The following is a 21,478-nucleotide window of genomic DNA, read 5'->3' on the forward strand; positions in this document are numbered from 1 at the left end:
GGCGACGCCAACTCGGCGCTCTACCGCTACGACCACGTCGGCACCGGCGGTAACCGCGCACCGACCGCCGTGGCGAGCGCGAACCGCACCTCCGGTGCCGCGCCGCTGGCCGTGACCTTCTCCTCGGCCGGCTCATCCGACCCGGAGGGCGGGGCACTGACCTACTCGTGGGCGTTCGGCGACGGCGGCACCTCCACCACCGCCAACCCATCGCACACATACACCACCAACGGCAACTACACCGCCACCCTCACAGTGCGCGACCCGCAGGGCGCCACCGGCACGGCCAGCGTGCCAATCAGCGTCGGCAACACCGCCCCGACCGTCACCGTCAACAGCCCCACCGCCGGGCAACTGGCCGCCTTCGGCGACAGCGTCCCATGGAGCGTCACGGTCACCGACCCGGAGGACGGCACGATCGACTGCACCAAGGTCACCATGGCCTACCTGATCGGGCACGACCAGCACGCCCACCAGATCACCTCGCAGACCGGCTGCTCCGGCACGATCACCATCCCGGCGGACGGCGAGCACGACGACGCGGCGAACATCTTCCCAATCTTCGACGCGTCCTACACCGACAAGGGCGGCCTCACCACCCACGCACAGAACATCCTGGCGCCGAAGCACCGGCAGGCCGAGCACTACAAGACCTCCTCGGGCGTCAACAAGTTCGCCAAGACCACGGCCGAGGGCGGCATGACCGTCGGAGACATCAACAACGGCGACTGGATCCAGTTCGACCCGTACAAGCTCAACAACGCCACCTCGTTCACCGCCCGGGTCTCCTCCGCCGGTGCGGGCGGCACGCTGCAGTTCCGCACCGGCTCCCCGACCGGCACGATCATCGGCTCGGCCGCCGTCACACCGACCGGATCGTGGGAGACGTTCACCACCGTGAACGGCACCGTCAGCGGCGCACCGGCGGCCACCACCTCGCTGTACGTCACCTTCGCCGGCACCGGCACCGGCGCGCTGTTCGACCTGGACAGCTTCACGTTCGTCACCGGCAGCGCACCGGCGACGAACCTGGCCCTGAACAAGCCGGCCACGGCGTCCAGCGTGGAGAACGCCAGCTTCCCGGCCGCCAACGCGGTGGACGCGTCACCGACCACGCGCTGGTCGAGCGCGTTTTCCGACCCGCAGTGGATCCAGGTGGACCTGGGCGCCACCTACACCGTCAACCGGGTCCGCCTGCTGTGGGAAGCGGCGTACGGCTCCGCGTACCAGATCCAGACGTCCGCCAACGGCACCACCTGGACCACGGTCCGCTCGGTCACCGGCGGCAACGGCGGTGAGGACGACAACACCGGCCTGAACGCCTCGGCACGGTACGTGCGCATCTACGGCACGGCCCGCGGCACCGGGTACGGCTACTCGCTGTTCAGCTTCGAAGTCTACGGCTAAGGAAGTATCGATCATGTTGGGCAGACTGGCCTTCTTCTGCGTCGCCCTGGTCACCGCCGCGCTCGGCCTCGCCGCCGTGCCGGCCCAGGCGGCACCGGACTTCACCGTGCTCGTCTTCAGCAAGACCGCCGGATTCCGCCACGACTCCATCCCCACCGGCATCCAGACGATCCGCGACCTGGGCACGGCGAACAACTTCGCCGTCGAGGCCACGGAGGACGCCACCCAGTTCAACACGACCAACCTGGCCCGATTCAAGGCGGTCATCTGGCTGTCCACCACCGGCGACGTACTCAACGCGACACAGCAGACCGCGTTCGAGAACTACATCCGCGCCGGCGGCGGCTACGTCGGCGTGCACGCGGCGGCCGACACGGAGTACGACTGGGCCTGGTACGGCGGCCTCGTCGGAGCGTACTTCGCCAGCCACCCGGCGATCCAGCCCGCGACTGTCCGGATCGCCGACACCACCCACCCGTCCACGGCCGGCCTGCCGGTCGCGTGGAACCGCACCGACGAGTGGTACAACTACCGCACCAACCCCCGCCCGCAGGTGCACGTCCTCGCCACCCTCGACGAGTCCACCTACACCGGCGGCACCATGGGCAGCGACCATCCCATCTCATGGTGCCGGGCCTACGACGGCGGCCGGTCCTTCTACACCGGCATGGGCCACACCATCGGCAGCTACGGCGAAGCCAACTACCGCACCCACCTGCTCGGCGGCATCCGCTACGCCGCACAGGGCACCGGCAACTGCCCGGTCGACACCACGCCACCGCCGGCCGACCTGGCGCTGAACCACCCGGCGACGGCCTCCAGTGTGGAGAACGCCTCGTTCCCCGCCTCGAACGCCGTGGACGCGTCCACCACCACGCGGTGGTCGAGCGCGTTCTCGGACCCGCAGTGGATCCGGGTCGACCTCGGCGCCACCCACACGATCAACCGGGTGCGGCTGGTGTGGGAGGCCGCCTACGGCAAGAACTACCAGATTCAGACCTCGGCCGACGGGAACACCTGGACCACGATCCAGACCGTCACCAACGGCAACGGCGGTGAGGACGACAACACCGGCCTGAACGCCTCGGCGCGGTACGTGCGCATCTACGGCACGGCCCGCGGCACCCAGTGGGGCTACTCGCTGTATACCTTCCAGGTGTACGGCACGTGAGACCGGCCGGCCCGGGAACCTCGCGGCTCCCGGGCCGGCACTCCGGAATCCATCGGTTGCCGGGCGTCCCGGACGGTGATGCGCCGCACCCCGGCTGTGTCACAGCGCCGGTCCCAGAAGCGGTTGAAGTTGCGCGGCTCGACCGGCCGTAGCGGGTGGTGAAGACCAGGTCCGAGGGCTGCCAGGCGGGGCCGGCGGCGGTGTTCGTCGTGTCTCCTGGCACCGCCGAGAGGGCGGCCGACGCCGGAGGGCGGAATCGTGGACTTGCCACTTCCCGCCGATGGGTCATGTCCTTCACGCACGTGGACTGATGAGGGCCGGCACGCGCGGGTCGTCATGGAGTCAACCAGCGATTACTGGAAGGGCGTGTTCTACCTGCTCGAGGCGGAGGGCTTCGAGTGCTGGCTGGTCAACGCCCGCGACGTGAAGAACGTGCCCGGGCGGGCCAAGACCGACAAGGCCGACGCGGTGTGGTTGGCCAAGGTCGCCGAGCGGGGCATGTGCCGGCCGTCGCTGGTGCATCCCCAACCCATTCGGGAGCTGCGCAACCTGACTCGCTACCGGCGTTCGCTCATCCGCGACCGCACTCGTGAGATGCAGCGGGTGGAGAAACTGCTCGAGGACGCCCAGATCAAGATCACCGCTGTGGTGAGCGACGTGTTCGGGGTGTCCGGGCGGCTGATACTTCAGGCGCTCATCGACGGGCAGCGCGACCCGGTGGTTCTCGCGCAGATGGCCAGGGGCCGACTGCGTGTGAAGATCGCGCAATTGCAGGAGGCGCTGCGGGGGTTCTTCACCGATCACCACGGCGCGATCCTGGCGATGATGCTGGACAACATCGACCGGCTCAGCGCACAGGTCGCCGCTTTGGACACCGCGGTTGCCGAGGCGGTCGCCCCTTTCGCCCACCAGGTGGCCCAGCTGGCTGAGATCACCGCGGTTGGCCCCACCGCCGCACAGGAACTGATCGCCGAGTTGGGCGTGGACATGACCCGCTTCCCGTCCGACGCGCACCTGGTGTCGTGGGCCAAGTTCTGCCCCCAGACCCACGAGTCCGCTGGAAAGAAGAAGAACAAGGGCCGATCAAAAGGCAGCCCGTGGCTGGCCGCCACGTTGGGCAACATCGCCGGCAGCGCTTGCCGCACCGATACCTTCCTCGGCGCACGACACCGACGCATCGCCAAACGCCGCGGCAAACAGAAGGCGATCGTAGCCACCGGCAACGCGGTCCTGGTCATCGTCTACCACCTGCTGTCCAACCCCACGATCCGATTCCGCGATCTCGGCGCCAACCATTTCGCTACACGCATCGATAAACAGCGCCGGGCCCGCAACCTCGCCGCCCAACTCCAGGCCGTCACTGGTCAACAGATCACCATCCGCGACGGCAAAGCCGTCATCGCCGAACCCAAAGCCGCCTGACCCCACCCACCCAAACCCGGCTCCGCTGCGCTGCGCCGGGGGCTGCCGCCTGCCCACTCACCGTTGGATTTTCGGGTCTGAGGCTATGCGCCTTCCAAACTGAGGGTCAGGGCCGGCGCTGGGCTCGCCTCGCCGATACGAAGTCCGCATAGTCCTCCCCGGCAACCCCGTGGTTGACCCACCGATCCGGGGAGGCCCCAGTGTCCCGCTCCGCTAGTTCCAACGCTTCGGCCGGGTCGTGAACGTGGCCGATCACGCGGCCGTAGCCCGTGTCGTCTTCGTCTTCGGGGGCGAGGGACGGGAACACGGACAGATCGTTGTAGTGCTCGTCGTCCAGGTCCTGTACGTCATGGACGGACACGTTGTAGCCGCCCTGCCAGGGCCAGACCGAGACCCAGCGGATGCCACGGACACCCCCCAGCGTGATGGGTCCGACGAACTGCTCTACTTCCTTCCTGCGGCCGAGCGCCCCCAGGACGAACGACCGGGTGAGGTAACGCATGCCCGGAGGCTATCCCGGATGCCCAGGAGCCGAGCTGGGTGACGAACTGAGTGACAACCGGGGAGCACAGCCATGGACGGCCACGGACGCCAGCGGAAGGAGTCCGCAGCTAGACCACCCTGGCGATCCAGGTCAGCGGCCCGTGTTGGTTGCCTGGGGGTCAAGTGCTGCTGACGGTCGTAGGAGCATCGGGAGACTTTAAGTCTCGTCCCGCTGCCGCCGTTCTAGCTCCCAGAGCCTCGCGCGATCGCGGTAGTAGATCTCGTCCTGGCGATGCATCACCTCGACCAGGGCTTTGATGCCGGCGCTACGCCCGAAGCATTCTGCGTGGACGAGCCGAAGTGGGTTGGTCCGAGAGTCGTATACGTACGGCACCCACCGAGCCGGGCTCCACTCGGAGCCGCTGCCGGGTCTACGGTCCTGGCTTACTGCGGGTCCGTCGGGATCGATCGGATTGCCGCACTCGGGGCATATGAGCGACGACATTCGAACAGTATGGGCTCTGGGTCGCTTCGGGGCCGTCGCTGGGCCGTCTGGGCCGCAACCGGGCCGTCAAAGGCCGACCAATTACGACCGACAACGACCAGCAGTACCCGGAGAAACAGCAGGCCAGCCGCCATGTGACAGCGGCGACCTGGTGGGCGACGGACGAGTCGACCTGTACGCCAGATTCTGGGCTGGCTCGCGGTCCAGCCGGGCCTTGCTGCCGGTTCTGTCGGCCCGTGAGACAGAAGGGTGGCGGGCCGCTGCCATGATGGCGCGGTGAAGCTCGACCGAATCACAAGGAAGCTCCTGGTCGGCTGCCTCATCGCCGGAGCCGGAGCCATGCTCCTCTCCGTTGCCGCAATCGTCCTGGCGAAGAACGTGCCTATGCCGAACCTGAAAGCCTCCGACTTCATCGCCCTGTTCGCCCTGCTGGTCAGCGCCGCCGCGCTCGGTCGCCCGTGGTGGAACGAGCGCCTGGCATCGATCGAGGTGCGCAGCGAAGAGTATCGTCGGATTCGTGGGGACCGGGTCTCCAGTGAGTATCGATACGTGGTGAAAAACCACGGCCCAGCCCAAGCCCGCTCAGTCGAGATCACGTTCTTTCAGGCCGACAAGCCGGTGGAGATGCATGTTGTGGGCTTGAACCATCGGACCAGTACGCCGCTCCTGCATCCCGGTGAAGAGATGCACATGAACATGGTCATGACTTACGGCCAAGAGCTGCCCGAGAAGGTAGTCGTGACGTGGCGAGATCGCCGGGTCGGCCACCAGTCGCAGGAGTTCTACCCGAGCCTTCGGGACTTGTAAGCCGGAGGAGGCTGAATGGAGTACCCGATTTGCCAGAACTGCGGCGCGGCCATTGGTGACAAGAGGCTGCATGACCGGTGGCACGCGAACCTTGACCGGGAGTTGAAGAACAAGGTCGCCGAGGTCATGAGGGAGATTGACCGGCAGATTGCGCGAGCGCGGCTCGGCCGTTCGCGGTGAGCTCAGAGGGCCTTCGGTACGTCCGGGGGCCCAGGAGGCAAGATCCGGAACATACGCGGAATGATCAAGCACATCGCTGGCGAGCCGTCAAGCGTACGTCCTGGTAGGACGAGGGATCCCCCAGCAGGCGCTGCACCCTTCCTAAACCGTTTGTATGTCGACTCGGCCGGGACGGGGCCGCCTGCTCGTCCGCAGGTCCTCGTGACGGGCCATTGCGAGCTGCTGGCGCCCCTGCGCTGTTGTTCGACCTCTGCGACGATGTGGCCGTGTCTCTCCTCGCACGGACGCCGAAGCGACAGTGCGACCGCGCTGTGAAGCGAGCGCGGCGGGAGCTTGCTCGCGGCGGTACCGATCTCTTCTCGTCCGTGTTCTGGTACGGAGCTGTCGACATCGACCGCAAGCACCTCGTCGTCTGGGTCTTGCTCGCCGGTTCCCCGTCCCGTTTGCCCGCCTGGTACTTCCCGAGCAAGGACCGCGCCGACTACCGGTACGACCCGGAACTGCTGGCAGAGATCGAACGTATGCGTGACACGGTCGTCGCTTGCTTCGCTCAAGAGGGTTGGCCGGATTCTGAGCGTGTCGACGTAGGTTTCGACTCAGAGGCCCGAGTGACAGACGGCGGCGGGTGGCATTACTTCAAGTAGCACCTGGCACAGGCCCCAGGGCTCCCAGACCCGCCTACGGAGCAGGCCGGCGGGAACCGTCGACAGCAACGCCGACAGCAACCGCACCAAACGGCGGCGCACCAGCGAGTGCGGAGACGGACAGTACTCCGAGCTAGCGAGCACCCCCGGACAAGGACGGACGTGCTGCACAGAGCTTGTAAGCGAGACGTCAGGGTCCCGCCGAGCAGCCAAGCGAGCAGCCAAACCGGCGAGCATGAGCGGACGATCACGGACGGCGACACCGTGTTGGGGCACGAGGACCAGGCGGTGGACCAGGGCCGGGCCACCGACTCGTAATGCGCGGGTCAGCGGCCGACCCGGATGCGGTCGGCGGGGTACACCTCGCGGGAGCCGTCGGCGCGGAAGATCACCAGCACGGGGACACCTTCGCCGATATCCAGTTCCTTGCGTTCCGCGGGGGTGGGCATCCGGGCTGAGGCGGTGTCGCCCTTGAGTAGGGTTACCGTCTCGGTCGGTTCCATGCTGCGGACGAAGGTGCCGCGCGGGGGTTGGACGATCACGAGCCCTTCCGACCGGAGTAGGGAGATGGCCTGCCGGACGCTTGTCCGGCTCAGTCCATACTCCTGAGCCAGTCGCAGCTCGCTGGGCAGCGACGCGCCGGGCGCGAGGTCGCCGGACGTGATCAGGTTCCGCAGTAGGTCGGCGAGCTGCCGAAACACTGCGCGATCCGCGCTGGGGTCGATCACGAATGTGACGCTACGTGTCCAACAGTTCTACAGGTTATTGTATCTACAGTCCTACGTATGTACTGTGATCTGGCAGGTGCGGCGGTCGGATGACCAGCCAAGGCCCGCGTCCCCGTGCCGTCGGCCATGCCCAAGGGGGAGATCCAGTGCGGCGTGTCTCGTACGAGGACTACCTGCTCGCCGTCGCTATGGCCTTGGCGCGGCGGCATCGGCCGGTCTGGAGTTGGCGGCGTTGGCGGCGGGTGTGCCGGTGCGGAGCCGAGCTGCCGTGTCGCGCCCGGCACCGGATTCCGATCAATCGTGGCCATTGGCCGACGGAGGGGGAGCAGTGAACGACGGTCAGGAGCGGGCCATCCTCGCGGTGCATGTCCGCGGGGCCGATGGCATGTGCGCCGGCTGCCGCGCATGGTGGTCGCGGCTGACTCCGTACCCGTGCTGGCAGGTGGATTGGGCGACCAACCGGCAGGCTCGGACCATCACCGCCCGGTTCCTTGAGGGTGTGCGGTGACCACCCACGGCCCGGTCATGCCGATCTGGAGCTGCGGAGGCTGCGACCTGCCCTGGCCCTGCCCAACACGGAAGCTGGAGCTGCGGGCGGAGTACGCCGATGCTCCGGTGTCGTTGGCCCTCTACCTCGGGAGCTATCTCGTCCAGGCCGCCGAGGACATGCCCTGGACGCCGGCCGGCGTGTTGCACTGCCGCTTCCTCGGCTGGACCAGACGGGGCGAGCGATCGACGCCAGCAGTACATCAGTGGAGTACAGCAACCGCGCCAGCCGAACCGGACCGAGAAGCCCGCCAGCAGGCCGGATGACCTCGTGCCGCACCCGATCCGGCCGGCTCGCCGGCAATCCAGGCGTCCAGGCGGACCGGGCTCAACCCACCGGAACGCGGAATGCCGATCACCTTGCTCAGCCGAGCAACACTGACGACATGCACCCGCCTGTCTGGGCGGCCACCACCGCCCTCGCCGCCGTCCTCCTGGCCATCGCCGGGTGGCGGTGGCGCATGCGCCGCCGCGTCCCTCGCGAGCTGACCGACGCGCTGCGGCTGGCCGGTCACCCGGCCGGCGACGACCTGGCGGCGGCCGAGGTGGCCGCGCAGGCCCGCCGCACCCTGGCCGAGGCCCGGGCCGCGCAGAGCGGGGCGAGCGAACCGGCCGAGCAGAGGCGGTCGGATGCGGGATTCCCCGCCGCAGGGCCGGTGGCGTCGGGTCCGGCCGGTAGCCACCCGAGTTCCAGCCCCGGCAGCGTGCCGGCCGGGACACGAACCCGGTAGCCGGGCAGCGACCTGCCCGGCGGCGAGGCCGACGAGCTGGCCGGACTGCTCAACCAGGTGGCGTTCGCCCCGAGCACGGCGACCCCCGCCCAGGCGGACCGGGCGGCGACGCTGGCCGGCGGCTACGTCTCGGCGCTGCGCGCGGCCCGCCCGTGGTGGCAGCGGCTGCTGTGGACGGTGCATCCGGGCCCACTGCGCTGGCGCCGCTGACGCCTTGCCCGCCGGTCCTACCGTCAGGGCATGCCCGCACCTGTCTGGGCGATCCTTGCCACCCTCGCCACAGCTCTCCTGGTCACCGCCGGCTGGCGGTGGCGCGTGCGTACCCGTGACCGCCGCGAGCTGACCCGGGAGGAGAAGCTCGCCGCCGCCCGCAAGGCGGCCCGGCAGCTGCACCGCTCCGGCCCGCGCCCGCACCGGGACGCCTTCGATCCGGGCGCCCCGCCCACTGACCATTCCCTGCTGAGCAGCGCCGACGGCTACAGCGGCGGATCCGACAGCGGTGGCGGGAGCGACGGGGGCGCCTCCTACTGACCCGCGGCGCGCAGCTTGCGGACCAGTTTGCGCAGGCCGGCCTGCCAGCCGTCCGGGTCCTCGGCCCGGCGGCGCGCGTACGTGGCGACCTCCGGATGCGGGAGGATCAGGAACCGCTCCTCGGCCAGCCCGGCAATGGTGGCCTCGGCGACCTCGTCGGGGCTGAGCACCGCCCCGGAAGCGGCGATCACCCGGGCACCCAGGTGCCCGGCGACCAGACCGTCGGCGAGCATCGGCGTGTCCACACCCTGCGGGCAGAGCGCGCTGACCCGGATGCCGGCGTCCCGGTAGGTGACCGACAGCCACTCCGCGAAACCGACCGCCGCGTGCTTCGTCGCGGTGTACGGGGCGTCGCCGACCGCGGTCAGCACCCCCGCCGCAGAGCAGGTGAACAACAGGTACCCCTGACCGCGGCGGAGCATCGCGGGCAGCACCGCCCGGGCGGTGTGCACGTGGGCCATGACATTGACCTGCCAGGCCCGCTCCCAGTCCGAGTCCGGTGCGTCCACTCCCCCACCGGTGGCCACGCCGGCGTTGGCGCAGAACAGGTCGATCCGCCCGTACCGCTGCTCGGTCTCGTCGACCAGCGCGTGGACCTGCGCCTCGTCGGTGACGTCCAGCCCGACGGCGTGCGCGACGGGTCCGATCCCCTCGGCGACTGTGCGGGCCGCGTCGGCGTCCAGGTCGGCGAGGACAACGACGGCGGCGCCCTCGGCGGCGAACCGGCGGCCGAGCGCCGCGCCGATGCCACCCGCGCCACCGGTGATCACGGCCACCCGATCGGTCAGGTTCATCTCAGGTCACCTCCGTGCCGAGCCGGGGGATCAGCGCAGCCAGCGCCGCGGCGCCACCGGCGGCCAGCTCCGGGGTGGGCAGCAGCGCCAGCACCGGCACGTCCACCCCCTGCTCGGCGTACCGGCGGACCTGCGCGACGCAGTCCTCGGGTGAGCCGTGCAGCACCAGCGCGTCGACCACCTCGTCCGGCACGGCCGCGGCGGCGCCCCGCCGGTCGCCGGCCGCCCACGCCGCCCACATCGGCCCGAGCAGCGGATCCCGGCCCAGCCAGCGGTGGAAGGCCGCGTACGCGGGGACGGTGAGGTAGCCGGCGACCAGGCGGCGGCCCAGCGCCCGGGCGTGCGCGGCGTCCTCGGTCGGGCAGACGAAGATCCGGGCGACAACCTCGAAGCCGGGCCGGCGCTCGCCCAGCTCGGCAAGGGCGGTAGGCACGTCGGCGGCGGACAGCCAGTTGAGGATCACTCCGTCGGCCTCGGCGGCGGCGAGCCGCAGCATGCCAGGACGCAGCGCGGCCACCAGCACCGGCGGCGGCACGGCCGGAGGGCGTTCCAGGGTGAACCGGCGGACGGTGAACGTGTCGTACGCCCCGTCGACCGTCTCCCCCCGCAGCGCGGCGCGCAGGAAGCGCAGCACGTCCCGGGTCCGCTGGTACGGCTCCTCGAACCGGCCGGCGTTCCAGTCGCGGACGAGCACCGGCGAGGACGCGCCGATGCCGAGGGCGAACCGGCCAGGGGCGGCCTCGGCGAGCGCGGCGGCGCTCATCGCGAGCAGCCCGGGTCCCCGGGTGAAGACCGGGGTGATCGCCGTGCCGAGGCGCAGCCGGGGTTGCCACGCGGCGGCGAGCGCCAGCGGCGTGAACGCGTCGGTCCCGGCGACCTCCGACGACCAGACGTCGGTGAAGCCGGCCCGGTCGAGGGCCGCGTAGACCGGGGCGTGGTCGGCGAGCGGGATGCCGCTCAACGGAACCGTCATGCCCCATCTGATCGTCACTGGTCGATCGTGCCCGCTCGCCGTCCCCCTGAGCAAGATCCGAACCGGTCCCGACCCGATCGAAAAGCACGATAGACGCCAACAGAACCGGAAAGAGTGTTACGACTGCCAGATGGGCTGGACCGACGGGGGGAGGCGACCATGACGGCCGCCGAACCGCCGGGTCTGCTGCAAAGCGAGGACGCCGCGAAGCGGGCGACGTTCCTTGAACTCTTCTTCGACCTGGTGTTCGTCTTCGCGCTCGCCCGGATCGGGACCCGCGCCTTCGAGGACCTGGCGGTGGCGCCGGGGCACGGAATCGTGTGGCGGGCGGTCACCGACAGCGGCAAGACCCTGCTGCTGGGCCTCGCGCTCTGGGCGATCTGGCAGGGCACCGCCTGGACGACCAGCCAGTACGACGCGTACCACACCTCGATCCAGGCGATCGTGATCATCGCCCTGGTGGGCAGCATGGTGATGGGGGTGGCGATCCCCCGGGCGTTCGCCCAGGCCGGGCTCGCCTTCGCCGTCGCGTACGTGGTGACGCAGGTGAGCCGGCCGGTGATCCTGCTGGCGGCGCTGGGCGGGCACCCGTACCGCCGGGTGAAACAACGCATGCTGATCACGTTCGGGGTGACCGGCGTGCTCTGGTTGACCGGGGCGTTCCTGCCCACCGTGCCGCGGGTGGCGCTCTGGGCGACCGCCCTCGCCCTGGAGGGTCTGGCGATGCGGACCGGCTGGCCGGTGCCCATGATGGGCCGCTCTGCCATCTCCCGCTGGGACATCGCCGGGGAGCACCTGGCCGAGCGGTACCAGCAGTTGTTCCTGGTCGCGCTCGCCGAGTCGATCCTCGTCGCCGGCCTGGAATTCAGCGAGCGGCCCCCCGGCCTGTACCGGGCTGCCGCCTTCGCCACAGCGCTCGTCACGTCGGTGCTGCTGTGGCGGATCTACGTGCAGCGGGCCGGGCAGATCCTGGCCGAGGCGGTGACGAAGGTGGCGCATCCCGCCACCATCGGCCGGTCGGCCGCCGACACCCATCTGGTGATGGTGATCGGCGTGGTCGCCACCGCGATCGGCTTCGAGCTGGTCGCCGACCATCCGGCGGGGCACAGCCACAGCGTGTGGGTCGCGATGACCCTCGGGGGCCCGGCGCTCTTCCTGGCCGGTCGGGCCCGCTTCGAGTACGAGGTCTTCGGCCGTGTGTCGCCGTCGCGCTGGGTGGCCATTCTGGTTCTCCTGGCGTCGGCGCCGCTGCTGCTGCACGTGGTGACCCTGGCGTCCGGGGTGGCTGCCGCCGTGGTGCTGTTCGGGGTGGCGGTGGCCGACGCCCGCCGGGCTCGGGGGCGCCCACCCGAGGAGGCCGCCCCACCGTTCTGAGGGGGATGCCGCCTCCGACCGGCGTCCCTGCCACCCGGGCGAGTGGACCGCGGCGTGCCGGCGAGCCGGTACCGCCCGGTGGCGGCAATCCAGGCGATACCGGCCGGAGCGCCGGAGGCGCGTGTTACGACTGCCAGGTGGCCTGGAGCTACGGCGGGAACTGCCGACCATGACGACCGGTGACGAGACCGGTGGGCAGGTCGAACGCGAAGAGCGCACGGGCGCTGCGGCGGTGTCGACCCGCGCCACGTTCCTGGAGCTCTTCTTCGACCTGGTGTTCGTCTTCGCGCTCACCCGCATCACCGCTCGTTCCTTCGAGGATCTGGCCTTGGAGCTGGGCGGGACCACGGGGTTCACGCCGATCACCGGCGGCGGCAAGACCCTGCTGCTGCTGTTGGCGCTGTACACGGTGTGGCAGGGCACCGCCTGGACCACCAGCCGATACGACCCGTACCGACCCGGGTTGCAACTCGTCGTGATCATCGCCCTGGTGGGCAGCATGGTCATGGGCGTGGCCATCCCCCGCGCCTTCAAAGTGTCCGGCCTGGCGTTCGCGATCGCGTACGTGGTCACGCAGGTCTCCCGACCGCTGATCCTGCTCACCACCCTCGGTCACCATCAGAACCGACCACTCAAGGTCCGGATGCTGATCACATACTCCACGACCGGCGTACTCTGGCTGGTCGGGGCATTCGTGCCAACCAACCCCCGGGTGGTCCTGTGGGCGGTGGCATTGGGCATCGAGTACCTGGCAGGCCGAACGGGCTGGCCGGTGCCCGGACTGGGACGCTCCGCCGTCTCCCGGTGGGACATCGCCGGGGAGCACCTGGCCGAGCGCTACCGCCAGTTCTTCCTGGTCGCGCTCGGCGAGACGATCCTCGTCGCCGGCTTCTCCTACAGCGCGCGTCCGTTCAGCGCCAACCCCACCATCGCCTTCGCCCTCGCGCTGCTCACCTCGATCCTGCTCTGGCGGATCTACTTCCAGCGGGCCGGACAGATCCTCGGCGAGGCGGTCCTCAAGGCGAAGCATCCCGCGACGATCGGCCGGTCCGCGGCCGACACCCACGGGGTCATGCTGGTCGGCACCGCCGCCATCGCCATCGGCTACCAGCTGACCATCGAACATCCCCTTCACCGGACCGAGGCGGCCTGGGTCGTGTTGATCATCCTCGGCCCGGCAGTTTTTCTGGCCGGTCGCGCCCGGTTCGAGTACGAGGTTTTCGGCCGCGTCTCGCCGTCCCGGTGGATCGCGATGCTGGTCCTGCTCGCCTCGGTGCCGCTGCTCCTGCGCTACCCGCCGCTGATCGCCTCGGTCGTGGCCGCCGTCGTGCTTTTCGCGGTCGCGGTGGCCGACGCTCTCCGGGCGCGGGGCAAACCGCCGGAGGCGGCCAAGCCGCCGTTCTGAACCATCGCCCAGCGGCCCTCGCGGGATCGTCCGAACCGGCACCGGCGCTACCATCCGCGCGTGACCTTCTCGATCGTGGCGCGCTCCGCCGACGGGCGCCTGCACGGCGTGGCCGTGGCCAGCAAGTTCCTCGCCGCTGGTGCGCTGGTCCCGGCCGCCGAGGCCGAGGTGGGCGCCGTGGCCACCCAGGCGCACGTCAACCTGGCCTACCGGTCGCAGGGGCTGGCGCTGCTGCGCACCGGCGTGGCCCCGGCGGACGTGGTGGCCGGCCTGGTCGCCGCCGATCCTGGCCGGGACGACCGGCAGCTCGGCGTCGTCGGGACGACCGGCGACGGGGCCACCTGGACCGGACCGCGGTGCCACCCGTGGTCCGGCGGCCAGGCCGGGGACGGCTGGGCGGCACAGGGAAACATCCTGGCCGGGCCGCAGGTCATCGACGCGATCCGGGACGCGTGGCTGGGCGGGGCCGAGCTGCCCTTCCCCCGGCGGCTGCTGGCCGCGCTGCACGCCGGTGACCGGGCCGGCGGTGACCGGCGCGGCCGGCAGAGCGCCGGCCTGCTGGTGGTGCAGCACCGTGGCGGCTACGCCGGCACCGGCGACGAGCTGGTCGACCTGCGGGTGGACGACCACCCCGACCCGGTCACCGAGCTGGGCCGCCTGCTCGACACGCACACCATGCTCTTCGGCAAGCCCGATCCGGCCACCCTGCAAGACCTCGCCGGCCCGCTCGCCGACGAGGTGGCCGCGCGCCTGGCCGCCGCCGGCCACCCGGTCGACCCGGCCGGCCTGGACGACGCGCTCGCCTCCTGGGCCGGGGTGGAGAACCTTGAGGAGCGCCTCGTCCCCGGCCGGATCGATCCGATCGTCCTGGACCACCTGCGGCGCATCACCCCGGCCGCCCGCTGACCCGCCGGCCAGCGCCGCCGGCCGCCAGGCGAGCGCTGCCGCCTGACGGCGCCCGGCGTCGGCCTTGCCGAAAGTCAGCCGCCGAAGGAGAGCCAGCGGAACCCGGACCGGTCGACCAGGGTCCGCTCCCGGTCGGTGAGCGGTGCCCGGCCGGTGGCCTTGCGGACCAGGGTCAGCGGGTCCCAGCCGAGCCCGTCCGGCACCGGCCGGCCGTTGGTCAGCAGGTCCGCCACCACCTGCGCCGCCGTCGCGGTCAGCCAGGGCCGCCGGTCCAGCGCGTCGGCCAGGTCCAGGCCGTGCACCCCGACCTCCACCACCCGGGTACGCAGGAACTCCGTGAGCGTCATCGCGTCGCCGTGCCGGGTGCGGACCAGCCGCCCCGGCGGCTGCGCGGCGACCGCCGCGTCGACCGCCCGCCAGGCCCGCGCGAAGCCGTCCGCCACCTCGGGTACGCCGGCCAGCTGGCGCGCCTCCCGTCGGGCACTGTCGATCCGGGCGCCGTCCACCTCCGGGGTGAACTTGGCGGCCCCGAAGTAGCCGGCGGCGTCCACCTCCGCCCGCTCGGGTGCCGGGGCGGCGAGCATGTCAACGAGGCGTCCCGCACCGGTCGACACGTGTGCCAGCAGGTCGCGGACCGCCCAGGGCGGGCAGGGCGTGGGCCGCTCCAGGTCCGCCTCGGTCAGGCCCCGCATCACCTCCTCCAGCCGCCCGCACTCGTCCCGGAACGCCACTCGTACGGTCTCCATGCGCCCTCCCCGTCGGCTGCCTGGCCCTGCCCGGTCAGCCTGCCACCCGCCGTTTCGTCGCCCACCCGCCGGGTACGCGCGGCGGGACGACGAGGAGGAGGCGCGGAAAGATGGCCGGCATCATGCTGCGGAGCACCGCCTTCAACGACCACGACCTGCTACCGGGACGCTTCTCCCGCGAGGGCGGAAACGTCTCGCCACCCCTGGAGTGGTCCCAGGTCCCCGACGCGGCCTGCGAGCTCGTGCTGTACGTCGAGGACCCGGACGCCGGAAAGACACCTTTCCTGCACTGGCTGGTGACCGGGATCTCGCCCCGGTCCGACGGGGTCGCCGAGGGCGGCGTGCCGCTGGGCGGCCGAGAATGGCCCAACGACTTCGGCAGCACCGGGTGGGGCGGCCCGCACCCGCCGGCGCACGAGGACCCGCACCGGTACTTCTTCCGCCTCTACGCCCTCGAGCGATCGCTGGAGCTGCCGGAGACACCCCAGGTCACCGACGTGCAGCGGGCGCTGACCGACAAGGAGATCGCCAGCGGCACCATGGTCGGCACCTACTACCGCTGATCAACCCTTGTGGCGGGGCACCAGACGGTGCACCAGCGCGAGGACCAGCGCGGCCACCACCGCGATCGTCCCAGCGATGCCGGCCGCGCTGCCCGCGTACCCGATGAAGAGGGGCCGGCGGGCGAGTTCGTCGGCGGGCGTGTCGGAGAGTCGGGCCAGCCAGAGCAGGGCCAGCGCGGACGCGACGAGCGCGAGCGCGCCGCCCAGGCCGAGCACGGCGGCGGCCTTCGGGTGTGCGTCGGCCGGGGAGATCTTCGCCTGTTCCCGCTGGAAGACGAGGAGCAGCAGGCCGGCGACCGCCGCCCAGATCCCGACCAGGAGATATGCGGCGACGGCGTCGCTGGGTCGGTGCCAGCCGGCGGAGAGGGTGGCCACTCCGGCGGCGGCGGCGTAGCCGGCGCCGAGGAACGCGCCCACCGCCCGCACCTTCGGTGGCAGCACCAGGATCAGCGCGACGGCCACCGAGGCGGCCACCGTGGTGTGGCCGCTGGGCAGGCTGTTGCCGACGGCTGCCCGCGCCGGGTCGATGCCGAAGTCGGGGCGGGTCAGGCTGTGCTTGAGCAGTTGGGTGCTGAGGTTGGCGCCGGCGATCAGCAGGGTGGCGGTGACGGCGAGGGCCTTGCGGCCGCGGATCAGCGCGATGAAGCCGATCACCGCGGTCGCGGCCAGCAGGGACACCACCGACATGGCGTTGAGGATCCGGTCCACCGGGCCGTCGATGCGGCTCTGGCCGATTTGGTTGCCGGTCAACGCGACCGTGTCGATCCACTGGCCCGACAAGGTGTGCACGGCGACGCGCCACACCACCAGGAACGCGGCGGCGTGTGCCAGGGCCAGTACGACCAACCAGACCGCCGTCCCGCCCCTCGCCGTCGTGCGCACCCGCACAACTTAACGGCCGGCCGCATCCGGCGCTCGTTGGGTGGCCGTCGCGCCTCTGGTTATGTTGGGGATCGATCGGAGGGGGTGGCGGGTGACCAGCACGCCGGAGCGGGAGCGGCCGGCCCGCGAGCGGCCGGAGTCCCTGGCGGACCTGCTCGGTGGTCGGCGGGGAGCGCTCGACGCGACCCTGCCGCCGGTGGCGTTCGCGGTGGGCTGGCTGGCCGCCGGGCTGTGGGGCGGTGTGCTGGCGGCGCTGGTGGGCGGGGCGGCGGTGGCCGGCTGGCGGCTGCGGCGCGGGGACCGTCCGCGGTCGGTGTTGATCGGGCTGCTCGCCGTCTGCGTGGCCGCGCTGATCGCCCTGCGCACCGGGCGGGCCAGCGACTTCTTCCTGGTGCAGTTGGTGTCCAACGCGGCCAGCGCGCTGGCCTGGATGGTCAGCGTCGTGGTGCGTTGGCCGCTGCTCGGGGTGGTGGTGGGCGCGGCGCTCGGGCAGCGCGTCCGCTGGCGTCGCGATCCGGCGCTGCTGCGGGCGTACGGCCGGGCTAGCTGGGTGTGGGTGGCCACCTATCTGCTGCGGTTGGTGGTCTTCGTGCCGTTGTGGCTCGGCGGTCAGGTGGTCGCGCTGGTGGTGGCCCGGGTGGCGTTGACCTGGCCGCTGGTCGCGGCGGCGTTGGCGGTGAGCTGGCTGGTGATCCGGCGTTCGCTGCCGTCCGGTCATCCGGGGCTGCGGCACCCGGTCGTGCCGTCCGATGGGGACGGCGGGCGGGAGCAATAAGAGAGAGGCCGCCACGGGGGGAGCGGCCTCTCTGGTGATGTACGTTACTCCGTCCGGGGCCGTCGTGTGATCCCGTGACGGCTGGATTTTCTCGGGCGTTTTCGCGGCAAGTTCGTCTTTGGGCGTGGTGGTGGGCCGGTCCGTCCGCTGCGTCGGTCGGACGGCCGGCCCGCCCGGCCTGACCGTGGGGTGTCAGGCCGTCCGTCGGCCGGGCGATGTGGTTCCTTCCGGGCCCGGTCGACCGCCGCCACGGGTGGGCCGGGCCACCCGTGGCGGCGCCGTCACCTCATCCCGCGGGGAAGTAGGTGCCGTAGTCGGCGTACGCCATGGCGACGTCCGCCTGGGCCCAGAACCGGTGGTAGTTGAACGTGGGCGCGGGTCCGCCCTTGAGGTACGCGTCGACCTTCGGCCAGTCCGGGTCGTTCTTGTAGAACGAGCGGATGTCCAGGAAGCTCTTGCCCGCGGCGATGGCGTCGCCGTTGGGCATCTTGCCGGTCCAGCCCGGCGGGATGTAGAGGCCCTGGCCGTTGCTGGCGTTGTAGACGTCGTCGAAGCGGTTGTAGTCCTCCCGCGTCTCGGGGCGGGAGACGCCCTTGGCGTCGGCGGCGGCGGACAGGGCGTCGAGCAGACCCTTGGCGGTGTTCTTGGCGGCGGTGTTGCCGGACTTGGCCGCGTAGGCGATCAGGGTCCGGGCGTAGGCGGCGGCGATGCCGACGTCCTGGCCGCCCTTGGTCACCGTGACGTGCAGGTTGGTGTTCGGCAGCGGGTTGGTCGGGTTCCAGGTGTTGGGCTGGCCGGTCCACTGCAGGTCGGACGGGATCGACCAGTTGGTGCCCAGGGTGGTGTTGGCGATGGCCCAGGGGACCCACTTGTCCAGCAGCGCCTTGGCCTTGGTGTTGCCGGTCTGCAGGTACAGCTCGGCGATGCGCTGCATGGACCAGGCCTGCATGCCGAACCACTGGTTGGACGGCGGGTCCCGGTAGACCGGGGCGACGTCGTAGAACATGCCGTAGAAGGTGGGCGTGCCGGCCGGCGGCTGGGAGTAGCTGCCGTCCCAGCTGTTGGTGGCGCCGCCGGCGATGCCGCCCTCGGCGGACTGGAGCCAGGTGTAGAACTCCAGCTGCCGGTCGAAGCTCTGCTGCCAGTCGGCGACCGCGGTCGGCGACTGGGGTTTGAGTTCCGGCACGTTGGTCAGGGCCCAGGCGGCGAGCGGGTTCTGGTAGCCGAAGTGGTTGTGGCTGGAGCCGATGCGCCAGGACCAGTTCTGGCTGGGGTCGTATGCGCCGCCCCAGGCGTAGTACCAGGAGAGCAGGTAGTGCGCCGAGTCGCGGCCGGTGCCGGCGGGGCAGGTGGTCGGGCCGACGCAGTTGCCGATCTTCTTGAAGTACTTGTCGAACAGGGAGTACCGCAGGTAGTCGCCCATCTTGGCGGCCTTGGCCACGGTCGCTGCGACGTCGGCTTGCTTGCCCTGCGCCTTGGCCCAGGTCAGCGCCCAGTAGGCGGCCTGTACGGCGCGGGCGTCGGCGTCCGGGGCGTTGGTGTACTTCCACTGCTTGGCCGGGGCGTTGGCTTCCTTGATGAACAGGTCGAGGTAGCCGTTCGGGCCGCCGTGCTTGAACGTGTCGCAGGTCGGTTGCGGCACGGTCTCCCACACCGACTCCTGCGGGCCGCGCTGGAAGGTGTTGATGTACGCCGGGCGGGTGGTGCCGTCGCCGCAGCGGCCGTAGCCGTAGGTGTTGTCGACGTCGAGCAGCCAGTGCATGCCGTAGATGTCGCCGGTGCCGTAGGTGGACTGCAGTTCGGAGCGGAGCGGGTCCTGGCCGACCGGCACGTTCGGCTGCAGCTGCGACGGGTACTGGCTGGGTTGGTTGTACTCGGCCGCGTACTGCGGGGTGCCCGGGGCGCCGGCCGTCGGCTGATCTAAATGATTCGGAATTATGTATTTTTCCATCACGGTCCAGGCGCTGTTGAACGGCGCCCAGTTCTGGGTGACCCGGCCGTACTGCGCCTCGAGCCAGAGCCAGAAGCTGAACGCCTCCGAGGTGGTCTCGTGGCCGTGGTCGGGTGCCTCGACGATCAGCGTCTCGATCGAGTGGTACGGCACGCCCTCCGGGCTAAAGTAGCCCGAGTTTTTGATCTTTCCGTACTGGTCGAGGAACTTCTTGATGTAGGCGTTGTCCCCGCCCGGCACATCGTTGTCGACCTCGGTGACGGTGATCGTCACGGGGGTGTGGCCGGTGGCCGAGGCGGTGATGGTCGCGGTGCCGCTGACGGTGTCGGCGTCCTCCGCCGCCGCGACCGTGACGGTGACGCCGGTGTTCCAGTTGGCCGGCGTCAGCGTCACCGTGCTCGGCGAGACGGTGATGTCGGGGTCACCGCCGCGGGTCAGCGTCACCGGCACGTTGCCGCTCGGTGCGGCGCTCAGCTTCAGGTTGACCGTGGCGGTGCCGCCCTCGTTCACGCTCAGCGTGGCCGGGGTGGCCACCAGGGCCGGCCCCGTGGCCGGGTTGACCGTGAAGGACTTCTCCGCCACCGCGCTGGCGCCGAGGTTGTCGTACGCCTTGGCCTGCACCGTGTAGCTGCCAGCCGGCAGACTGTCCACCGTGTACGCGTACGGAGCGGTGGTGTCGGTGTTGACCAGCAGGCCGTTGCGGTAGAACTCGACCTTGCTGATCGTCCCGTCCGGGTCGCTGGCGGTCGCGGTCAACGGCACGGTCGCCGGCGCCGTGAAGGGCCCGGCCGGCACGTCGAGCGAGACCGTGGGTGGCTGGTTGACGGGGGTGCCGTTGCAGGCCACACCGTTGAGGGTGAACCCGGTGGGCTTCGGGTTGGCGCCGGTGTAGGAGCCGTTGAAGCCGATGTTGGCGGTGGCGCCGGTGCCGAGGCCGCCGTTCCACGTCTCGTTGGTCGCGGTGACCTCACTGCCGGTCTGGCTCCACCGGGCCGACCAGCCCTGGGTCACCCGCTGGGTGCTGTTCGGGAAGGTGAACTTGAGCGTCCAGCCGTTGATCGGGTCGCCCAGGTTCTTGACGTCGAGGTTGGCGGTGAAGCCGCCACCCCAGTCGTTCACCGTGTAGACGACGTCGCAGGCGGGGGCGGCCTGGGCGGCGCCGGCCGGTAGGGCCACCCCGCCTATGGCGAGGGCGGTGGCGGCGAACATCGCCGTGCGGCGACGTCTGGCCATGAGTCTCATGTGCGCGGTGTCTCCTCGGACCAGGCCGGAACCCGTACGGCTCCGGCGAGGCGCCTCCACGCGACGGACGTGCGCGGGGGACGGAGGCGCCCGGGAAGGTGGTCGACCCGGCTGTGCCGGGGGATCGGGCGCCGCGCCGGGCGTACCCCGGCTGCCCTCGGCGGCCCACGCTCGCACGAGCTGGCTCCACGTCGCGACTGAGAGTCTGCCATGGAAGCGCTCCCACCACAATGCCGACGAGATTTGTCCAGCCCGATGTTTCGATCTCGTTCAGGGGCTTTCACAAACCCGTGACGGGCGTTACAGTCGCAAGCATCGTCGATGGGAGCGCTTCCATCGACGGAGATCCAAGTGCCAGACCGCCGGGACCGTTCCTGCCCGGCGCCTCGACCCAGGAGGCTGACGACGGGCCAGCCCGGACGCCGCCGTCAGCCATCGCCCACCGACACATCGGAGGGAGGTGGAACCAGAGCCACTCGCGTGGCCCGGCTCCCGCGCGACACGCACGACCGGACGCCAATTCCACTCGTGCGTGTGTGCATCACAGGTGGGGACGGGGGTTGCCCTCCCCCGTCCCCACACTAAACCTCCGTTGTCGACGGGAAAAGAGGCCGACGGGCCAGGCGCGACGCGCTGCCCGGCCGGCCTCCTTCACTATCCGCCCCACCCTCGCCGCTCACCGCCCCCGAGCGACATCCCGCCCACCGAACTC

The 21,478-nt window shown here is 70.7% G+C and carries 21 protein-coding genes and 1 pseudogene; 15 read left to right on the plus strand and 7 right to left on the minus strand.

Going from position 1 to position 21,478, the window contains the following annotated elements; all coding sequences use genetic code 11:
• From ABZ783_RS23800 to ABZ783_RS23810, 3 genes are all read left to right on the plus strand, one after another.
• The coding region (locus tag ABZ783_RS23800) for a carbohydrate-binding protein (RefSeq protein WP_357441848.1) at positions 1-1,407 on the plus strand (1,407 nt) is incomplete at its 5' end.
• Between the two features lie 13 nt (positions 1,408-1,420).
• Positions 1,421-2,578 (plus strand): ThuA domain-containing protein, encoded by a 1,158-nt coding sequence (locus ABZ783_RS23805; protein WP_357441850.1) that lies wholly within the window; start codon positions 1,421-1,423, stop codon positions 2,576-2,578.
• Between the two features lie 258 nt (positions 2,579-2,836).
• Positions 2,837-4,000 (plus strand): IS110 family transposase, encoded by a 1,164-nt coding sequence (locus ABZ783_RS23810; RefSeq protein WP_357441852.1) that lies wholly within the window; start codon positions 2,837-2,839, stop codon positions 3,998-4,000.
• 106 nt (positions 4,001-4,106) lie between these two features.
• Here the strand turns inward: ABZ783_RS23810 and ABZ783_RS23815 are convergent, their stop codons facing one another.
• Positions 4,107-4,502: a hypothetical protein gene (locus ABZ783_RS23815; RefSeq protein ID WP_357441854.1), complete on the minus strand. Its 396-nt coding sequence runs from the start codon at positions 4,500-4,502 to the stop codon at positions 4,107-4,109.
• A gap of 762 nt (positions 4,503-5,264) precedes the next feature.
• Between ABZ783_RS23815 and ABZ783_RS23820 the strand changes: the two genes are divergently transcribed.
• The 3 genes from ABZ783_RS23820 (at position 5,265) to ABZ783_RS23830 (ending at position 6,619) form a co-directional block, all read left to right on the plus strand.
• Complete coding sequence (locus ABZ783_RS23820; protein WP_357441855.1) at positions 5,265-5,795, plus strand: hypothetical protein; 531 nt, start codon at positions 5,265-5,267, stop codon at positions 5,793-5,795.
• Between the two features lie 15 nt (positions 5,796-5,810).
• Entirely contained in the window at positions 5,811-5,975 is a 165-nt protein-coding gene (locus ABZ783_RS23825) for a hypothetical protein (protein ID WP_357441856.1), read from the plus strand.
• A 365-nt stretch (positions 5,976-6,340) separates the two neighbouring features.
• Positions 6,341-6,619 carry a hypothetical protein gene (locus tag ABZ783_RS23830; RefSeq protein ID WP_073835706.1) on the plus strand — a complete coding sequence of 93 codons (279 nt, stop codon included), beginning with the start codon at positions 6,341-6,343 and terminating at the stop codon, positions 6,617-6,619.
• 326 nt (positions 6,620-6,945) lie between these two features.
• Here ABZ783_RS23830 and ABZ783_RS23835 read toward each other — a convergent pair whose 3' ends face one another.
• Complete coding sequence (locus tag ABZ783_RS23835; RefSeq protein ID WP_357441858.1) at positions 6,946-7,347, minus strand: GntR family transcriptional regulator; 402 nt, start codon at positions 7,345-7,347, stop codon at positions 6,946-6,948.
• A gap of 37 nt (positions 7,348-7,384) precedes the next feature.
• Between ABZ783_RS23835 and ABZ783_RS23840 the strand changes: the two genes are divergently transcribed.
• The 4 genes and pseudogenes from ABZ783_RS23840 to ABZ783_RS23855 all read left to right on the plus strand — a co-directional run bounded on the left by ABZ783_RS23840 (position 7,385) and on the right by ABZ783_RS23855 (position 9,155).
• Positions 7,385-7,855 (plus strand): hypothetical protein, encoded by a 471-nt coding sequence (locus ABZ783_RS23840; RefSeq protein ID WP_357441996.1) that lies wholly within the window; start codon positions 7,385-7,387, stop codon positions 7,853-7,855.
• Complete coding sequence (locus ABZ783_RS23845; protein ID WP_357441860.1) at positions 7,852-8,160, plus strand: hypothetical protein; 309 nt, start codon at positions 7,852-7,854, stop codon at positions 8,158-8,160. The genes ABZ783_RS23840 and ABZ783_RS23845 overlap by 4 nt, the downstream gene beginning before the upstream one ends.
• Before the next feature lie 212 nt (positions 8,161-8,372).
• Positions 8,373-8,834 (plus strand): annotated as a pseudogene (locus ABZ783_RS23850) (hypothetical protein); the annotation flags it as partial.
• Between the two features lie 30 nt (positions 8,835-8,864).
• Entirely contained in the window at positions 8,865-9,155 is a 291-nt protein-coding gene (locus tag ABZ783_RS23855; protein ID WP_357441861.1) for a hypothetical protein, read from the plus strand.
• Here the strand turns inward: ABZ783_RS23855 and ABZ783_RS23860 are convergent.
• On the minus strand, positions 9,149-9,949 hold the full coding sequence (locus ABZ783_RS23860; RefSeq protein ID WP_357441862.1) for an SDR family oxidoreductase: 801 nt from the start codon (positions 9,947-9,949) through the stop codon (positions 9,149-9,151). The two genes, ABZ783_RS23855 and ABZ783_RS23860, sit on opposite strands and share 7 nt — an antisense overlap.
• Before the next feature lies 1 nt (position 9,950).
• Entirely contained in the window at positions 9,951-10,922 is a 972-nt protein-coding gene (locus ABZ783_RS23865; RefSeq protein WP_357441997.1) for an LLM class F420-dependent oxidoreductase, read from the minus strand.
• A gap of 159 nt (positions 10,923-11,081) precedes the next feature.
• Here ABZ783_RS23865 and ABZ783_RS23870 point away from each other — a divergent pair, with 159 nt between their 5' ends.
• The 3 genes from ABZ783_RS23870 to ABZ783_RS23880 all read left to right on the plus strand — a co-directional run bounded on the left by ABZ783_RS23870 (position 11,082) and on the right by ABZ783_RS23880 (position 14,607).
• Positions 11,082-12,296, plus strand: coding sequence for a low temperature requirement protein A (locus tag ABZ783_RS23870; RefSeq protein ID WP_357441863.1), 1,215 nt, complete (start codon positions 11,082-11,084; stop codon positions 12,294-12,296).
• A 169-nt stretch (positions 12,297-12,465) separates the two neighbouring features.
• Positions 12,466-13,701, plus strand: a complete 1,236-nt coding sequence (locus ABZ783_RS23875; protein WP_357441865.1) for a low temperature requirement protein A — start codon at positions 12,466-12,468, stop codon at positions 13,699-13,701.
• 60 nt (positions 13,702-13,761) lie between these two features.
• Positions 13,762-14,607 (plus strand): DUF1028 domain-containing protein, encoded by an 846-nt coding sequence (locus ABZ783_RS23880; RefSeq protein ID WP_357441866.1) that lies wholly within the window; start codon positions 13,762-13,764, stop codon positions 14,605-14,607.
• A 74-nt stretch (positions 14,608-14,681) separates the two neighbouring features.
• Here ABZ783_RS23880 and ABZ783_RS23885 read toward each other — a convergent pair whose 3' ends face one another.
• Positions 14,682-15,353, minus strand: a complete 672-nt coding sequence (locus ABZ783_RS23885; protein WP_357441868.1) for a maleylpyruvate isomerase N-terminal domain-containing protein — start codon at positions 15,351-15,353, stop codon at positions 14,682-14,684.
• Positions 15,354-15,463: 110 nt separating this feature from the next.
• On the opposite strand from ABZ783_RS23885, the gene ABZ783_RS23890 reads away from it, so the two are divergent.
• Complete coding sequence (locus ABZ783_RS23890; RefSeq protein ID WP_357441870.1) at positions 15,464-15,916, plus strand: YbhB/YbcL family Raf kinase inhibitor-like protein; 453 nt, start codon at positions 15,464-15,466, stop codon at positions 15,914-15,916.
• Here the strand turns inward: ABZ783_RS23890 and ABZ783_RS23895 are convergent, their stop codons facing one another.
• Positions 15,917-16,804: a phosphatase PAP2 family protein gene (locus tag ABZ783_RS23895; protein WP_357441871.1), complete on the minus strand. Its 888-nt coding sequence runs from the start codon at positions 16,802-16,804 to the stop codon at positions 15,917-15,919.
• Between the two features lie 85 nt (positions 16,805-16,889).
• Between ABZ783_RS23895 and ABZ783_RS23900 the strand changes: the two genes are divergently transcribed.
• The gene (locus tag ABZ783_RS23900; protein WP_357441873.1) at positions 16,890-17,573 is read left to right on the plus strand and encodes a DUF3159 domain-containing protein; all 684 of its coding nucleotides are present in this window, start codon (positions 16,890-16,892) and stop codon (positions 17,571-17,573) included.
• A gap of 286 nt (positions 17,574-17,859) precedes the next feature.
• On the opposite strand, the gene ABZ783_RS23905 is transcribed toward ABZ783_RS23900, so the two are convergent.
• Positions 17,860-20,757 carry a glycoside hydrolase family 48 protein gene (locus ABZ783_RS23905; RefSeq protein WP_357441998.1) on the minus strand — a complete coding sequence of 966 codons (2,898 nt, stop codon included), beginning with the start codon at positions 20,755-20,757 and terminating at the stop codon, positions 17,860-17,862.
• Between the last annotated feature and the right edge of the window lie 721 nt (positions 20,758-21,478).

The organism is Micromonospora sp. NPDC047738, assembly GCF_040642675.1.
In the GTDB taxonomy this organism is placed as follows: domain Bacteria; phylum Actinomycetota; class Actinomycetes; order Mycobacteriales; family Micromonosporaceae; genus Micromonospora.

Coding starts and splice junctions, on each gene's coding strand:
- ABZ783_RS23805 (WP_357441850.1), top strand. CDS start 1,421: ATGTTGGGCAGACTGGCCTTCTTCTGCGTCGCCCTGGTCACCGCCGCG.
- ABZ783_RS23815 (WP_357441854.1), bottom strand. CDS start 4,502: ATGCGTTACCTCACCCGGTCGTTCGTCCTGGGGGCGCTCGGCCGCAGG.
- ABZ783_RS23825 (WP_357441856.1), top strand. CDS start 5,811: ATGGAGTACCCGATTTGCCAGAACTGCGGCGCGGCCATTGGTGACAAG.
- ABZ783_RS23855 (WP_357441861.1), top strand. CDS start 8,865: ATGCCCGCACCTGTCTGGGCGATCCTTGCCACCCTCGCCACAGCTCTC.
- ABZ783_RS23860 (WP_357441862.1), bottom strand. CDS start 9,949: ATGAACCTGACCGATCGGGTGGCCGTGATCACCGGTGGCGCGGGTGGC.
- ABZ783_RS23865 (WP_357441997.1), bottom strand. CDS start 10,922: ATGACGGTTCCGTTGAGCGGCATCCCGCTCGCCGACCACGCCCCGGTC.
- ABZ783_RS23870 (WP_357441863.1), top strand. CDS start 11,082: ATGACGGCCGCCGAACCGCCGGGTCTGCTGCAAAGCGAGGACGCCGCG.
- ABZ783_RS23875 (WP_357441865.1), top strand. CDS start 12,466: ATGACGACCGGTGACGAGACCGGTGGGCAGGTCGAACGCGAAGAGCGC.
- ABZ783_RS23885 (WP_357441868.1), bottom strand. CDS start 15,353: ATGGAGACCGTACGAGTGGCGTTCCGGGACGAGTGCGGGCGGCTGGAG.
- ABZ783_RS23890 (WP_357441870.1), top strand. CDS start 15,464: ATGGCCGGCATCATGCTGCGGAGCACCGCCTTCAACGACCACGACCTG.
- ABZ783_RS23905 (WP_357441998.1), bottom strand. CDS start 20,757: ATGGCCAGACGTCGCCGCACGGCGATGTTCGCCGCCACCGCCCTCGCC.